This is a genomic window from Novipirellula aureliae (assembly GCF_007860185.1).
Classification (GTDB): Bacteria; Planctomycetota; Planctomycetia; order Pirellulales; family Pirellulaceae; genus Novipirellula_A; species Novipirellula_A aureliae.
Window position 1 is genome coordinate 14,688 of sequence record NZ_SJPY01000004.1, and the last position, 16,459, is coordinate 31,146.

The window sequence follows — 16,459 nt, forward strand, 5'->3', positions numbered from 1 at the left end:
AGAAATGGCATGACGACGATTGGAACGAAACCGGGGCCCCCTGAGCCATCGAAGAGAAAGTCTTTTCGGATCCTTGAGCGTGACGAAGGGCTCAAGATCACTCTGATCAGTTTGCACGGTCTGATCCGCGCGAAAGAGCCCGAATTGGGCCGTGACAGTGACACGGGCGGACAGATCACGTATGTCCTTGAACTGGCCAAAGAGCTAGCGTCTCAGCCTCAGGTGCGAGAGGTGGAGCTTCTCACGCGGCAGATCTTTGATCCCAAGATCTCTGACGACTATGCCAAGCTTGAGGAGCCGATTGCCGAGAATGCGAAAATTGTTCGTATTCCTTTCGGTCCCAAGCGGTATCTAAAAAAAGAAGCGTTTTGGCCATACATCGACTTGTTCATTGACCAAGTGCTCGTCCATTTTCGTCGTACTGGCATTCCCGATATTATTCACGGTCATTACGCGGACGCCGGTTTGGCTGGCGCACAACTGTCTCGTTTGTTGCATGTCCCCTTTATCTTTACCGGGCACTCGTTGGGGAGAGTCAAGCGACAGCGTTTGACCGCAGCGAAGAAGAATATCGAGTCACTCGATCGCCGCTATAAGTTCGAGTTGAGAACCGAGGCAGAAGAGATCGCACTCGAAACCGCCTCCATGGTGGTGACAAGCACGTCGCAAGAAGTCGAGCAGCAATACGAGTTGTACGACCATTATGTTCCTGCTCGCATGGAGGTCATTCCGCCGGGCGTCGACTTGTCACGATTTTCGCCCGCTGGTGACGATTGGCAGCGACCGGCATTCGCGGATTCGCTCGATCCGTTTTTGCGAGATCCTGACAAGCCGATGATCTTGACGATGGCTCGTCCAGACGAGCGAAAGAATCTCAGTAAATTGGTCGAGGTTTACGGTACCAGCGAACAGCTACAAAAGCTGGCCAACCTAGTGCTAATCATGGGCACGCGCGATGACATGAGCGATCTGCCGCGGCCTCAGCAACGAATCATCGATCAGATTTTGCGAATGATCGACAAGTACAACTTGTACGGAAAAGTAGCTTACCCAAAAACGCATACCCCGAGCGACGTGCCCGAGTTGTATCGAATGGCAACCAAGGGCAAAGGTGTGTTCATCAATCCCGCACTCACCGAGCCGTTTGGATTGACGCTGCTGGAAGCCGGTGCGACAGGATTGCCGATTGTGGCAACCAACGATGGTGGACCACGAGACATCATCGCGAACTGCGACAATGGATTGCTGATCGATCCACTCGACAATGAAATGATCGAAAAGGCGTTGCTTCGGGTTTTGTCGGAACCCGAGTCATGGAAGAAATGGTCCGAAGCGGGCATCCATGGCACTCGCAAACACTATTCGTGGAGCAATCATGCAAAGCGATACCTGCGTGACTTGGATGATATTTTGGAGCATTCGTCGGTTCCAGCATTGGTCAGCTCGCCACGGGCGAGGCGGCTACCGGAATTCGACCGATTGATCGTCACGGACTTGGACAATACCCTGACGGGCGATCCGGATGCGCTTGCCGAATTCGCCTCGATTCTGGACCAACACGAGCATATTGGTTTTGCGATTGCGACCGGCCGCCGGCTTGATAGCGCGTTGGAATTAATCGGCGATCTTGGGTTAAGGCGTCCCGACGTGATCGACACCGACGCGGGGACACTGCTCCATTACGGAGATAAACTGACCCCCGACCGAAGTTGGCGCAAGCAGATCGGCTACGCATGGAAGCCGGACGCGATCCATGAATCCCTTGATCACTTGCCAGGATTCTTTTTGCAGGATGACACCCATCAATCGGAGTTCAAAATTAGCTATGAGATCGACACATCGCTTGCTCCAGGGACGACAGAAATCAAGAAAATCCTCCGAGAGGCTGGAATTCGTGCTAAGGTTATTTTATCGCTAGGAATGTATTTAGACATCATTCCGGTACGCGGTGGCAGCGAGATGGCGATTCGCCATTTGATGTACAAATGGGGCTTTTCGTCCGAACATGTCCTGGTCGCTGGCGATAGCGGGAACGACGCGGGGATGTTGCTTGGGCGGACGCTCGGTGTGGTTGTCGGCAACTACAGTCCTGAACTCGAACGCCTTCGGAATTTGCCACGTATTTATTTTGCGGAACAACCGCATGCTCGCGGCATCCTCGAAGGCATTAACTATTACAACTTCTTAGACAACATCACCATCCCCAATGATCAGATCGAACCTTAGTAGTCTTCGCAACGGCAGTCTCAACGCCGAACAACGCGAGCGAGTCTACCAGGCCGAGCTGTCACTCAAGCGGCTTGCGCCTCGATTGCAAGCTCACTTTGAAATGCGTGTCGCCGAAGGTTATGACGTAAGCGACGAGGTCCAGCACGAGTTTGAGGTTCGCCTTGAAGAACATTGGGTCGACTTGTTTTCGCTGTTGTTCGACTTGTACGGGACCCGCTACGATTTCTTTTACCATTTAGAGCAAATCATGGTGACGGCGATTGACGCTTGGGTCAAACGTCCACCCGGCCTGCGCAGCTTGGATCACCGCCGTGCAAACGATCCCGATTGGTTCGCCTCGGAAAAGATTGTCGGCGGTGCGTTGTATGTCGACTTGTTTAGCGACAATCTCGGCAAACTGAGTGATTCCATCGGCTACTTCAAAGAGCTGGGGCTTACCTATTTGCACCTCATGCCTTTGTTCGCCGTGCGCCCAGGCGACAACGATGGCGGCTACGCGATCAGCAACTATCGCTCGATCGACCCCCGGCTTGGTACAATCGAAGACCTGCGGAATTTGTCTGAAAAGCTTCGTGAAGCAGGTATCTTGTTGGTTTTAGACTTCGTCTTCAACCATACCTCTGACGATCACGATTGGGCTAAGTTGGCTCAATCGGGGGACATGGAATACCAGAAGTTCTACTACATCTTTCCCGATCGTGAAAAACCGGATCAATACGAACAAACGCTCCGCGAGATTTTTCCTACCGTCCGACGGGGCAATTTCACCTGGCACGACGGGATGCAGCAGTGGGTTTGGACAACGTTCAATAATTTCCAGTGGGATTTGAACTACACCAACCCGGCGGTTTTTCGAGCGATGGCGGAAGAGATGTTCTTTATCGCCAGTACAGGTGTCGATATTTTGAGGCTCGACGCCGTCGCCTTCATTTGGAAACAAATGGGGACAAGCTGCGAAAATTTGCCAGAAGCCCATAAGCTGATCCAAGCCTTCAATCGACTCACGCGAATCGCAACCCCAAGTTTGTTGTTCAAGTCCGAAGCGATTGTGCATCCAGACGATGTTGTGAAATACATCAGCCCACGCGAGTGTCAGATCTCGTACAATCCGACGTTGATGGCGTTGCTGTGGGAATCGTTGGCAACGCGCAATGTCAGACTTCTGACCCGTTCACTCAGCCATCGCCACAAATTACCGCCCCACACCGCTTGGGTAAATTATCTTCGCTGTCACGACGATATTGGGTGGACGTTCGATGATGCCGATGCCGCTGCGCTCGGCATCAATGCTTACGATCACCGACAATTCTTGAATCGATTTTATACCGGTCAATTCGAAGGGTCATTCGCACGAGGGGTGCCGTTTCAAGAGAATTTGGCAACCGGCGATATGCGTATCGCAGGCACGCTGGCGTCGCTCGCGGGTTTGGAACTCGCGATCGAAGAGGGGAGTGAGGAAGGAAAGGAGCTCGCCATTCGCCGTATGCTTCTGCTCGAAGCGATCACGCTAAGTATAGGCGGCATTCCACTACTCTACCTGGGCGAAGAATGGGGAATGCTAAACGATTACGATTTCGTCAAAGACCCTGCCAAGGCAGGCGACACGCGTTGGATCCATCGTCCAAAAATGAAGTGGGAGTTTTTGCAGGAGCTTGATGATACGATCGGACCGGAGGGCGGATCGATACGACGCCGTATTTTCCGGTCGCTGCAAAAATTGATTGCCGTTCGAAAAAATATGCACGCGTTTGCGGGTCAACAAATGGAATTGGTAAACACCGGCAATCCACATTTGCTGAGCTTCATTCGCATCGTCGATAGCCACCGCCTGATTGTCATGGCCAATTTTGACGATTCCCCACAATCGTTCGATGGCAACCGATTGCGAACCGTCGGGCTAGGACGCTTTTTCAAGGATGCGTTGACCGACAAACAATACGGAACCAGCGAGCCGATCGAGTTAGGTGCATACCAATTTTTGTGGCTGCAACGAATTTAACGGGGTTTAGGATCCGAAAAGGGGTCTGACCCCCTTTTTGAGTTTTTAGGACGATAGAGTGAATCATAGCGAAAAACTGACGACCAACGTAAAGGTTTTGGCGACCGATTTGGATGGAACGTTGATTCCGCTCGCAGGCAATGCTCAGAACCAGGCGGATCTTGTCGAACTTCAGCAGTTCTTGAAAGAAAATGAAATCGAGTTGGTCTTCGTCACAGGGCGGCATTTTGCATCGGTCCAAAATGCAATCGCGGAAAATAAGCTGCCATCACCCGATTGGATCATTTGCGACGTAGGCACAACCATCATGCACCGCCAAAGCAATTCCATGATGGAAGTTCTCGAAGCCTATCAAGCGGAACTCGCCCAAATCACTCGAGGCTTGCCGGTTGATGAATTGTCTGGCGAGCTTGAGTCCGTCGTTGGCATTCGCAAACAAGAAGCGGAAAAACAAGGGCCGTTTAAGCTCAGCTATTATGCAGACGCAGAAAATCTGCCACAGGTTGCCGACGGGGTGCATAGGGTGCTCGATCGATTGGCGGCACCTTATTCATCGATCATTAGCGTCGACCCGTTCAATGGCGATGGACTGGTCGACCTGTTGCCGGCTGGTGTTTCGAAAGCGTTCGCATTGCATTGGTGGAGTCGATATGGGAAGGTCGATCAACAAGCGATCGTCTTCGCTGGCGATTCCGGCAATGACCTGGCAGCTTTAACGGCAGGGTACCGGGCGATTGTGGTGGAGAACGCGTCAGACGAGGTGAAGGCGAAAGCTCGCTCCGCACACGACGATGCGAAATGGGGAAACCGGCTGTATATCGCCACCCAGAAAGCCACCAGCGGTGTGCTCGAAGGGATTCAAGTCATGAACCATCGGTAAAACGAGCCAACTCTCAACGAAATTGATTCGATTCAAATGGAGGATTCGCCTGCAACCACACGCGATTACTTGAAGCTGCACTTCATTGTGTTTATGTGGGGCTTCACCAGCGTGTTAGGTGAGCTGATTGATCTGCCGGCAATCGAGTTGGTTCTGTATCGCTGCGTGATTGCTTCGCTTACGCTTGGGATCATTTTGCGTCAGCGCGTGTTGATCGCAGGTCGCGATAGGCTTCAACTCTTGGCGGTGGGCTGTTTGATCGGCCTGCATTGGGTGCTGTTTTTCTTGGCGGTCAAGATCGCCAACGTATCCGTTTGCATGGTAGGCATGGCGACGATCTCGCTATGGACCGCAATTTTGGAGCCATTGATGTTGCCAAATACAAGATTCCGGCGCGGCGATTTGCTGTTCGGTTTTGCGGTCATCTTGGCGGTCGCCATGATCGTGCAAAGTGAGCTGGAGCATTGGGTCGGCTTTGCCGTCGCGATTTTCTCCGCGTTGGTGGCTGCTGTGTTTTCGATTCTTAACAGCCCCTTCGCCCAGCGAGTCAGGCACCGAGTGATCGCATTTTATGAGATGGCAGGAGCTGCACTTTTTTGCGCGTTGTGTTTGCCGATCTCCGCTTTTTGGCTAAGCGATGGCCGGGGGCTCGATTTGCAACCAAGCCTGACGGATTTTGCCTACTTGGTCCTGTTGTCGGTCGTTTGCACCGTTTACGCCTTCAGCGAATATGTGGAACTACTCAAGCGGTTGAGCGTCTTTACGATCAACTTTGCCAACAACTTGGAGCCCGTCTACGGGATGGCGATGGGGGCTCTCTTGTTCGCCGACCACCGGTCATTAGGAACAAGCTTTTATGTCGGGGCGATTGCGATCGGTGTTTTGGTATTGCACCACACGACGTTATCACGGCGAAAACCGGTCGCAGTCAATTAGGTCATGGGCAATTAGAACGAGTGCTTTCTCACAACGGAGAGAGTGAGGGCAAACATCTTTCGTGGCTGTGGCTACCCGCAGCAGCGGACGGGGGCAAGATGCCCCAGCCACTCTTTTTAAAAGCCTAAAATCAAGCGGTGGCAAAGCGCTCGTATGCCGGGAAATTTTTTCTGGAAAAGGGGCCTCGGATCCAGCGAATTTTGCAGAGCATCATCACTCCGCAATGACTTCACGGATCCTTAGACCGAATTTATCTCCGATCTTGACCGTTTCCCCCAAGGCAATCGGGTGGCCACCGACTTCGAGGGTGAGTGGTTCATCGCAGTGAGCATCAAAGGTTAGCATTGAACCAGGCACCAAATTGACGATCCGACTAAGAGAGATTTGCTGCTGGGCCAAAACCACGCTTGCGGTTGTTTGGATGTCAAGAACAGCTTGAGAGAATCCCGGTTGTGAACCTGCGTCCATCAGTTTTACGTTTCCATACGATCGGCGGATAGAAAAAACGTTGCGTTTAACGAATCTATCGTCCTGAAAACCGGCAAATCTTGCCTAGAATTGCGTCAAGGTATCGAATCGCCCGTTAATTCCTCGATTTTTTTACCATTCCCCCCGAAAGAGGGTGTGGTAGGAGTCGCGGCGTAGATACATTACTGCTTGTTGGAAATTACACTCAACTGATCTTTGAAAAGAAAGCCGCGAAATGTGCTTATTGGCTGTTCAGTATCGCTTGGTTCCCGAAAGTCCCATTTTGGTCGCTGCCAATCGTGAAGAATACTACAATCGTCCAGGTTTAACGCCTTCGATTCAATCCGGGAAACCGCGAGTTCTTTGTGGTATTGACCAGAAAGCTGGCGGAACTTGGTTAGGCGTTAACCAGAATGGCGTATTTGTCGGACTTTGCAACCGGGCTACCACAATGCCGCTATTCGGGCAGCGTTCGCGAGGCTCGCTAGCACTCGATCTTCTGCGGTGCACTTCGGCTGCGAAGGCCCTCGACAAAGCCCATGCGGAGTTTGCGAAGACCCGGTACGAAGGTTGTAACATCATCATCGCGGACGCTAGCAATGGTTATGCAATACACGCCGATGAGCGTCAAGAGGTCGTCGAACTCGAAGATGGCTTGAACATCATCGGTGCTCGCAATTTGAACGATCCCGAAGATCAGCGTGTTCGCATGGCGCGGCGTTTACTGACGCTGCAAACACTCGATTCTCCCGTCAAATTCTTGGCGGTTGCTAGCAAGGTGTTTGCTCGTGCTCCGGTCGGCCCAGGACGCCCGAGTATGGTGGTTCGCAACGCCGATTACGGAACCGTTTGCAGTTCGTTGATTGCTTTGGGCGTGAAGCCACGCGATGCAATTTACCAATTCAGTAACGGTGCACCGGACCAGGCGAAGTATGAAGACTATTCTCCGATGCTGAGAGACATCCTCAGTCGTGGTCTGCGTGAAGCGCGAACCAAGGCCAAGACTTCATAAAGTGGCTGTGGCTTCCCGCCGCAGCTTGCTGGGGCTAGGTGCCCCGGCCACTCTTTTGCAAGCCTGAATTCAAACGGCGACAAAGCGCTCGGCTACGCTCAAAACGTCGCCAGGCAATAGTCGCCAGGTAATAATAATCGAGCAATCCGGTTTTGCGGATTGCGCTAAAGATAGCGGTAGGTCGGGTCGATACTACCTAGAGCGTATTGTCGTTCGAGGGGGGGACACCTCGACTTTTTCTTCTGGATATGAATCGCCGCCACCTAACGCCTTCGATCGCATTAACCCTGAGCGCCTTTCTATTGATGGTACACAGCGGATGTGTCGCGATGAATATCCCGAGCGAGCGGCGTGATGATCCTACCGATGGCGGAGGCTTGTTCGGTTCATGGGACCGAAAGGACTCGATGCCGCATAGGACTCATCCGCACGAAATGTCGGATCGTTGGGAAGCGGGCGGCTGTGAGTCAGTGCCAGAAGTCAGTGAACCGTGGACGGACACTTCATTTGACTCGGCTTGCCAAGAGTCTTTTGGTGGTCCGCTAGAGGTGGATCCGTTTGACACGTCCGTCGATTCGCAAGGGGTACCGAAGCCACCGGAAGTTCCGTGGCCTCGTTTCCATCCCATCCCCACGCGTCCTGTTTTTGGCGGTGGTTTGTAGCCACGTCTGTTAATCGCCTCACGCTCGCTGCGAGGTGATTTCGATCATCGACGCGTGCAATTTTCCATTGCTGGCGACAACGCTCGAGGGATTGATTTTCAGTTCATCGCCTTTCGCGTCGGTTATCTTCCCGCCAGCTTCTTCGACGAATAATCGCCCGGCAGCAAAATCCCAGGGTGCTAACTTGAATTCGAAAAAGCCGTCGAATTGGCCGCAGCCGATGTAGCATAGGTCGATCGCAGCGGCGCCGAAACGACGAATTCCGTGGATATCGCGGCTAAAGAAGTCATCGATCGCCGCTAAGGTGTTGCGCATCATGGGGCCGCGGTCGTAGTAAAAACCGCATCCAAGCAAAGATTGGCTAAGCGAATCGGCGTCGGAAACAGACACTTTTCGAGAGTTATGGAAGGCGCCGCCCCCCCGAGTTGCTGTGAACCAATCGTCGCGAGCTGGATTCAAAACGACCGAGGCGACGGGATGACCCTCGTGGTAATAGGCAATCGAAACGGCGAATTGGGGCATCTGGTGAGCAAAATTGTTTGTCCCATCGAGCGGATCGATAATCCAAAGGTGCTCCGCGTCGGTACGGTTATTCGATAACGATTCTTCGCCCAGCAGTTCGTGGTCGGGATAGACCGACCGCAGGAAGTTGGCGATGGCAGCTTCGCTCTCAATGTCCGCATCGCTGACGAGGTCGTAGGACTTACCGCCTGCGGCCGACTTGTTGCGGATTTCGACCCCATCGAGGTAATAACGCATTAATACATCGCCGCCGAGCCGGGCAGCATGTGTGGCGGTTTGCAGTAGGGAGGCGGGGTCAAGCATGAAAGAGACAGGGAAATCTTGTCGAATGTGCAAACAAATGGATGACGTGTAACGATTCGCAGGATAAAATCGACCTGGTTATGGTAGATCGTTGAACCATCGACTGACTGGTCTGCGTAAACTATACCAGTCCTCTAGTGTTGAGCTATCCTAGTAAACACTAGGTTTTCGTCTTCGCTGAAAGCCCTCCCTGCGGTCCTGCCCACAAAAATCTAAAAACAACTCGAGTTACTTGAATGAAACGCATCAAATTGTTTGCGAAATCGCTCTTACCAGCCACGCTTTCGGTGGCCAGCTTCGTCATGATGGTTGGTTTGTCGACCCCAGGTTACGCTGACTTGCCATCTTTCGACAAGGTATCGGAAGGGTTCACGCCGATTGCTGTATCGGACCAGCAAAAAGACAAAGGTCTGTTCAACGTATGGCAGAAAGAAAAGGAAGCCCAGCTGATTGGAGAGTTGCCGAAGAACTTCGCAGGCAAAAACTACTTCCTCGCATTGACGGTCGGTAGCGGCGACGCTTACGCGGGCCTTCAATCGGGGGATTGGGTAATTCAATGGCGTCGTTATGGTGATCGGTTAGCCGTGATCTCGCCGAACTTGGCAATCCGAGCAACGGGTGATGCCGAATCGAAAGCATCGGTGAAGCGATTGTTTACCGATCAAGTGTTGCTCGATTTGCCAATCTTGGCGATCGGTCCCAACGGAGGCCCGGTAATCGATTTAGACGCACTGCTGATCGGCAATGCTACCCGTTTCTTCGGCCCCTCCGTTCGCATCACGAATCCACGCATTCAGAAGATTGATTCCGCAAAAGTCTTTCCTGAAAACGTCGAGATTGCTTTCGAGATTGTCGGTAGCGGTGGAAAGCTGCAATCGATTCACTATTCCTTCAGTGAAGTGCCCTCCTCTCGAAACGGGTTCAAGGCGCGCGTTGCTGACGAACGGATCGGTTACTTCGTGACCTCGTTTGCTGATCTCAGTAAGTACGAAGACGATGACACTCGCGTCCGTTACATCAACCGTTGGAACCTACAAAAACGGGATGCAAAACTAAAGCTAAGTCCACCGAAGCAGCCGATTCGTTTTTATGTCGAGCATACCACACCTGTTCGTTATCGACGTTGGATCAAGAACGGGGTCGACTATTGGAACAAAGCTTTTGAAAAAGTTGGTTTGGTCGATGCGATTGTGATCGAGTACCAGGATGCTCAAAGCGGTGCTCACATGGAGAAAGATCCCGAAGATGTTCGCTACAATTTCATTCGTTGGCTAAACAATGACGTCGGCACCGCGATCGGACCTAGCCGCGTGCATCCGGAAACGGGAGAAATCCTTGATGCTGATATCATCTTGACCGATGGTTGGATTCGTCACTTTAACTTCAATTACCACGAATTGATGCCCAAGTTGGCGATGGAAGGAGCGAGTCCAGAAATGTTGGCATGGTTGGCAAAACATCCTAACTGGGACCCCCGCATCCGCTATGCTCCAGCGGATCGTGTCGCGCAACTGCAAATGCAATTCGCCCGTGACGCAAATTTGCCGATGGCAGGCTTCTCGATGGCTCAAGCCGATCCATCCTTGCTGGGCGACCAGGAATACGATGGCCTGTTCGGGGCGATCAGCCAAAAGAATGGTCTTTGCATGGCTGCGACTGGCAAGCACCTCGATCTGGCAATTGCCCGAATGAATTGGAGCCTCGCCCTCTTGGACGACAATGACTCGGCAAAAGCGACGTCCAAGGACGATAAAAAGAAAGAGGACGCAGAGGATGCGGAGGACGACAAGGAAAAAGTAGCAAAAGAGGACAAGGAAGACGAGAAGAAGGGAAAAGAAAAGGAGGCCGATGAAGAGTTGTTAGATGGCATGCCGGAATGGTTCGTTGGCCCGTTGTTGGCTGACCTTGTCGCTCACGAGGTCGGGCACACGCTTGGGCTTCGTCACAACTTCAAAGGCTCGGCTTTGTACACACTTGATGAGATCAATAGCGAAAAGATTAAGGGGAAAAAGACCTTTGCTTCTTCGATCATGGATTATGCGCCCATCAACTATCGCTTTGACTCGGGTGAGGTCCAAGGCGATTATGGGATGATCGACATCGGACCCTATGATTATTGGGCGATTGAGTATGGTTACACGTTTGACGAAAAAAAACTTGAGGACATTCTGAAGCGATGCAGTGAACCTGAACTGCAATATGCAACCGACGAGGATACCACCGGACCCGACCCGCTGGCACGACGGTACGACTTTGCTGCGGACCCCTTGTCGTATGCAACCGAGCAAATGAAGCTTGTCAAGCTCTACCGCGAAAATTTGCTTGATCGATTTGTCGACGAAGGAGACAGTTGGGGCAAGGCGCGTCGTGGTTACGAATTGACATTGGCCATGCAGACCAAGAACGTCAGTATGATGGCGAATTGGATCGGCGGTGCATTTGTCTATCGTGACAAAAAAGGCGATCCTGGAAACCGTCCTCCCGTAGAAGTGGTGCCTGCGAAAGATCAACGCGAAGCGTTAAAGTTTGTCATCGACACCAGTTTTTACGACGAAGCGTTTGGATTGAACGCAGCGTTACTTGAGCGAATGAGCGTCGATAAGTGGCTTGACCGCGGCTATCAAGCGGCAATAACCAGCGAAGCGACCTGGCCCATTCACGATCGTATCTTGAACACTCAAGCATCGGCATTGACGCTACTGATGAATCCGACGACGCTTCGCCGGGTCTACGACAACGAGATGCGGCTTCCCGTCGAGGAGGATGCGTTGACGCTACCCGAATTGCTCGACACCGTGGGGACGGCGGTATGGAGCGAACTGAGCTTGGAATGCCCCGAGAACCGAAACGATCGCGAGCCCATGATTAGCTCGCTTCGCCGCAACTTGCAGCGTGAGCATATGCAGCGATTATTTGATTTGGTGCTTGAGCAATCTTCCAGCACCGCGGCTTACAAGCCGATCAGCAACCTGGCTCGGTTTGAGCTCGTGGAACTGCAAAAGCAGATCAACGAGTCGATCGGCCGTTGCGGTGACAAGATGGACACCTACACACGAGCTCACTTGTCGGAGGCGTCGGAGCGAATCAAGCGAGTGCTTGAGGCGGGCTACAGTTTCAATTCGGCAGGCCAAGGCAACACGCCGATTATGTTCATGTTTGGCCAAGAATCTGCAGATGGCGTGAAGCAATAAGTCGAGATTCTTATGGTCACGGAGCCCCAGGCTCCTAGCTGGGTACCTCGTCGATACAAGACTCCCGCCTGCGTTTTCGACGCAGGCGTTGTTAGCGTGGTGATCCATTGATCCTTTCAGGATCCCGGAAATCAAACGCAAGCAAATCGATTGAGAACCTCTTGGATTCAAGAGTTTTTTTATGCTTCTTCGGTTCCGTGCGTGCGATCGATGGTGAGATGTGTCACAATACGGTGAATGGGCTTGGAGCTTGGTGCCCCGTCCCTGCTAGTGGCCTGTCCCTGCTAGTGGTGCGTCAAGGTCTTGTTTAGGGTAGTGGACGACCAGCCCCAATTTTTGAGATGGACGCAGTACTAGCAGGTTGCCGTCAACCTTTTGCAGTGGTGCCGTTAAACGCTTTCACCGGAGAGGCGTATAGATGAGTATCGATCTGACGACCCATTATGGTGGCTTGGTTTTACGGTCGCCGATTGCGATCGGAGCGTGTCCTTTGACGGCTCAACAGCCGATGCGAATGGCGATTGAGCGAGCCGGTGCGGGTGCCATTGTGTTGCCAACGCTCTTCGAAGAGCAGGTTCTGCGTTGGAATCAGCGTCGCGGTCGAATGCTGACACTCCGTGAGCTGCGGGTGCTTGAGCGAGCTTCGCGGATGCAAATCGAGAGTGATATCAAAGATGCCGAATCTTATCTTGCCCTCGTTCATCAAGCGAGCAGCGAGATGACGATTCCGGTTTTGGCCAATCTTTGCGGCGAAAACCCCAGTATTTGGTTCGATTTTGCAATGGAGTTGCAAGAGGCAGGTGCCAGCGCCATCGAATTGAATTTGCATCACCCGCCGCCTCGCGAATTTTCTTGCCCGCGAGATATCGAGGATCAGATTGTGGAATCGGTCAAATCGATTCGTGATTGCATTGGCATTCCGCTTTACGTTCAATTGAGTCGAGAATACACCAGTTTGAGTCATTTAGCGGTTCGTCTGCTTCATGGAGCACAAGGCTTGGTGCTGTTTGGCCGCACGCCCAAGCTCGATATTCTTCTCGATAGCTTCGAATTGACACACAAATGGACGCTCACGCCGATTAGCTCGGTCTCCAATTCGCTGGAGTCGATCATGCGAGTCCATTCATTTTGCCCCGTCATGCCATTGGCGGCTTGCGGAGGGATTCACCGTTCTAGCGACGTGATCAAGGTACTGTTAGCGGGAGCAGACGTTGCAATGGTTGCATCGGCGGTCTATCGCGAGGGGCCAGACGTGATTCGCACGATGCTCGATGGGCTGATCGTCTTTATGGAGCGTCATCGAATGCGATCGATCGCGGAACTCCATCCGAGTCGCCCACTGTACTTCAGCAATGAAGAGGATCGCCTGGACTATGTTCAAGCATTATCGCGTCGCTATGATCCGGATAACGAGTGGAAGGGACAACGGGCGATGCAAGGAGACCGCTGGGGGCACCCTTATACACCGTGAATCGACCTAGCCACAATCACTGTCGTGCTTTGTCACGTCTTGATTTTTTGACACGTCTTGATTTTTCGTTTGGCAGAAGAGTGGCTGTGTCATCTTGCCCCCCCGTCATCTTGCTCCCCGTCATCTTGCCCCCCGTAAGCTGCGGCTGGAAGCCATGGCCACGAAAGATATTTACTCCAATTCTTGGTTGTGACCAAGCAGCCGTGGGTTCACGACGACTCCAGAACGAAGCGGGCGAGGGAATCCCGCCGTGTCCATCGCCGCAATAGCTGGCAATAACCGAGTCTGTCGATTGAGTCGAATAGCGGATCTCTTTGGGGCTGGAGGCAGGTTTGTGACAAAAAGTTTGCAGAACGGTTACATAACAGACTGCCAATGAACGGGTCGATGGCTGTACAATGCCGATGTAGAGAGTATTCATGCTGCTGCAAGAATCTCTGAGCTGCAATCGACTGAAAAAGGAAATAACAGATGTCATCAACGGCAAGCCGTCCTGAGCCCACGATCATCCAAGGTGGAATGGGGGTCGCCGTATCGGATTGGCGATTGGCGCGTGCGGTATCGAAAACGGGTCAAATGGGAGTGGTTTCGGGTACCGCCCTGGACACCGTTTTGGTGAGGCGACTTCAGCTTGGCGACGAAGGTGGCCATATGCGTCGTGCCCTAGCGGAGTTCCCCTATCCGGAGATGGCCGACAGAATTTTGCAGAAGTACTATGTTGAAGGCGGTAAGGCTGAAGGCGTACCTCTTGTCGGAACGATGGTGATTCCGATGGAACCGACTCAGCAGCAATTCGAATTGGTCGTCGTTGCGAATTTCGTCGAAGTCTACTTGGCAAAAGAGGGCCACGATGGGTTAGTCGGAATCAACTTCTTGGAAAAAATCCAACTTCCCACTTTGCCATCGGCTTACGGTGCGATGCTGGCGGGTGTCGATTACGTGTTGATGGGTGCTGGCATTCCCAAGGCAATTCCAGGCATCTTGGACCGTCTGTCGGAAGGAAAGGATGTCGAGTTGCCAATTCACATCCTTGGTGCCGACCGTGACGACAATTTTGTGACTCGTTTTGATCCGGTCAAGTTTACTGCTGGGGAAGTCCCGTGGTTGAGCCGGCCCAAGTTTTTGGCGATTGTGGCGTCCGCGACCTTGGCAAGCATGCTAGCGAAGAAGGCAAGCGGCTATGTAGACGGGTTTATCGTTGAGGGGCCGACCGCAGGCGGGCACAATGCACCGCCACGAGGCGCGAAGCAAACCAATGAACGGGGCGAGCCGCTTTACGGTGTTCGTGATGTTGTCGATCTCTCCGCCATCGCCGCCCTCGGTCGCCCGTTCTGGTTGGCTGGATCGTATGGTTCGCCCGAACAGGTGTCGAAGGCTTTAGATCAAGGGGCCACTGGCGTCCAAGTCGGAACAGCTTTCGCATTCTGTGAGGAATCTGGTTTTAGCGGCGATATCAAAGATGTCGTTTTCGATTTAGTCAAAAACGGTGAGCCCGACGTCGTAACCGATGCCGAAGCATCGCCGACGGGCTTCCCCTTCAAAGTTCTACAAGTCGAAGGGTCGATGTCGGACAAGACCGTGTACGAGAACCGCACTCGTGTTTGCGATCTTGGATTTTTGCGTCAAGGTTACAAAAAAGAAGACGGCACCATCGGATGGCGATGCCCGTCAGAAAAGATCGCCGCGTTCACCTACAAAGGTGGTGATGAAGAGGATACTCAGGGACGCAAATGTGTTTGCAATGGACTGCTAACCAACATCGGTCTCGGCCAAAGACGTAAAAACGGCAAGCACGAGTTACCTCTTGTGACCTGTGGTAATGATGTTGTCAGCATTAAACGATTCTTAAAGACGCCCGAAGCAACGAGCTATTCGGCTGCAGACGTCATTGAGTTTCTATTGGCGGGAATTTCACTGCCTGCCGTCGCCGCTCATTAGAAGCAGCGACGGCTAGAAGCCGGCAATTGCCGATGTCACTTGCCCGTCCTGGGTACCCTGGGGCCGTGTTTTTTTTGAAACCGGGCTAAATCATCGTTTCGACCTTCGGACGTCTTTTCGACCGTCGCCGATACTCTTGGCGAGTTTCGCTACAAAACTCACTGCCTCTCAAGGCTTCATCGCGAAGCGATGGCTGGCTGTGCCCCCGGACGTCAGTCCGAGGAAACGAGTGAGCCCGTCGTTACCGCTCGAGTAGAATCCTCAGATAACTTCTTGGTTCTGGATCCTGAAGTCCAAGTTGCTCGGCGTATCTCAATACCTCGTGCCGAGCATTTTCGATGTCAGCCGCATCTTGGATCACTCGCTCCACTTCTGCGAATTGACCTAAATTTTCGACGTCGTCGATGACGATCGTCATCTGGGGGATGCCACTTGGTTTGAAAACCTGGCGTCTCTTCTTAACCTCGGCGACCCGACGAAACCCAAGCAGTACCAGCAATTCTTCGGTTTGTGCTCCGTCGCCATCGCCAGGGGCAAGTTGCCATTCGAGCTCTCGTCGAGCTTTCACATCGCCAGGATACTTTGCCCCCTTGTAAGTGATGTGTGGCACGCCGTCGATGCGACGAATTCGCAGAGCCTCTTTGGTCTCAGCGAAATCGCGACATGGGTGATTGTAGTAGGTGTCCGAGTGGTTTTCGACACCGATACACTCAGCCCTTAGTGACTGCAATCTCGCTTCAAATTTCGATCGATTAGGAAGGTGAAATTTTTGTTCGATTTCGAACATGATAGGTTGTCCCAATGAAGGATGGCGGTTTTTTACGAATAATCGCAATTAGAAGAGAAGG

Annotated in this window: 12 protein-coding genes; 9 read left to right on the top strand and 3 right to left on the bottom strand. The window is 52.6% G+C overall.

Annotation, left to right across the window (positions count from 1 at the left end; translation table 11 throughout):
• Positions 1–9 precede the first annotated feature (9 nt).
• The 4 genes from Q31b_RS12425 to Q31b_RS12440 are packed head-to-tail and all read left to right on the top strand — an operon-like array spanning position 10 to position 6,044.
• On the top strand, positions 10–2,226 hold the full coding sequence (locus Q31b_RS12425) for an HAD-IIB family hydrolase (RefSeq protein ID WP_146600030.1): 2,217 nt from the start codon (positions 10–12) through the stop codon (positions 2,224–2,226).
• Complete coding sequence (locus Q31b_RS12430) at positions 2,207–4,228, top strand: alpha-amylase family glycosyl hydrolase (RefSeq protein WP_146600031.1); 2,022 nt, start codon at positions 2,207–2,209, stop codon at positions 4,226–4,228. The genes Q31b_RS12425 and Q31b_RS12430 overlap by 20 nt, the downstream gene beginning before the upstream one ends.
• Positions 4,229–4,286: 58 nt before the next feature.
• Positions 4,287–5,108 carry an HAD-IIB family hydrolase gene (locus tag Q31b_RS12435; RefSeq protein ID WP_146600032.1) on the top strand — a complete coding sequence of 274 codons (822 nt, stop codon included), beginning with the start codon at positions 4,287–4,289 and terminating at the stop codon, positions 5,106–5,108.
• A 36-nt stretch (positions 5,109–5,144) separates the two neighbouring features.
• On the top strand, positions 5,145–6,044 hold the full coding sequence (locus tag Q31b_RS12440; protein WP_146600033.1) for a DMT family transporter: 900 nt from the start codon (positions 5,145–5,147) through the stop codon (positions 6,042–6,044).
• 213 nt (positions 6,045–6,257) lie between these two features.
• On the opposite strand, the gene Q31b_RS12445 is transcribed toward Q31b_RS12440, so the two are convergent.
• Complete coding sequence (locus Q31b_RS12445; RefSeq protein WP_146600034.1) at positions 6,258–6,512, bottom strand: FliM/FliN family flagellar motor C-terminal domain-containing protein; 255 nt, start codon at positions 6,510–6,512, stop codon at positions 6,258–6,260.
• Positions 6,513–6,747: 235 nt separating this feature from the next.
• Here Q31b_RS12445 and Q31b_RS12450 point away from each other — a divergent pair, with 235 nt between their 5' ends.
• Positions 6,748–7,524, top strand: a complete 777-nt coding sequence (locus Q31b_RS12450) for an NRDE family protein (protein ID WP_146600035.1) — start codon at positions 6,748–6,750, stop codon at positions 7,522–7,524.
• A gap of 248 nt (positions 7,525–7,772) precedes the next feature.
• Positions 7,773–8,186 (top strand): hypothetical protein, encoded by a 414-nt coding sequence (locus tag Q31b_RS12455; RefSeq protein ID WP_146600036.1) that lies wholly within the window; start codon positions 7,773–7,775, stop codon positions 8,184–8,186.
• A gap of 18 nt (positions 8,187–8,204) precedes the next feature.
• Here Q31b_RS12455 and Q31b_RS12460 read toward each other — a convergent pair whose 3' ends face one another.
• Positions 8,205–9,011: an inositol monophosphatase family protein gene (locus tag Q31b_RS12460; protein WP_146600037.1), complete on the bottom strand. Its 807-nt coding sequence runs from the start codon at positions 9,009–9,011 to the stop codon at positions 8,205–8,207.
• 236 nt (positions 9,012–9,247) lie between these two features.
• Here Q31b_RS12460 and Q31b_RS12465 point away from each other — a divergent pair, with 236 nt between their 5' ends.
• From Q31b_RS12465 to Q31b_RS12475, 3 genes are all read left to right on the top strand, one after another.
• On the top strand, positions 9,248–12,202 hold the full coding sequence (locus Q31b_RS12465; RefSeq protein WP_197171438.1) for a zinc-dependent metalloprotease: 2,955 nt from the start codon (positions 9,248–9,250) through the stop codon (positions 12,200–12,202).
• Positions 12,203–12,620: 418 nt separating this feature from the next.
• Positions 12,621–13,673, top strand: coding sequence for a dihydroorotate dehydrogenase (locus tag Q31b_RS12470; RefSeq protein ID WP_146600038.1), 1,053 nt, complete (start codon positions 12,621–12,623; stop codon positions 13,671–13,673).
• Between the two features lie 471 nt (positions 13,674–14,144).
• Positions 14,145–15,611 (top strand): nitronate monooxygenase, encoded by a 1,467-nt coding sequence (locus Q31b_RS12475; protein WP_146600039.1) that lies wholly within the window; start codon positions 14,145–14,147, stop codon positions 15,609–15,611.
• A 241-nt stretch (positions 15,612–15,852) separates the two neighbouring features.
• On the opposite strand, the gene cyaB is transcribed toward Q31b_RS12475, so the two are convergent.
• Positions 15,853–16,398, bottom strand: a complete 546-nt coding sequence (gene cyaB / locus Q31b_RS12480) for a class IV adenylate cyclase (protein ID WP_146600040.1) — start codon at positions 16,396–16,398, stop codon at positions 15,853–15,855.
• Between the last annotated feature and the right edge of the window lie 61 nt (positions 16,399–16,459).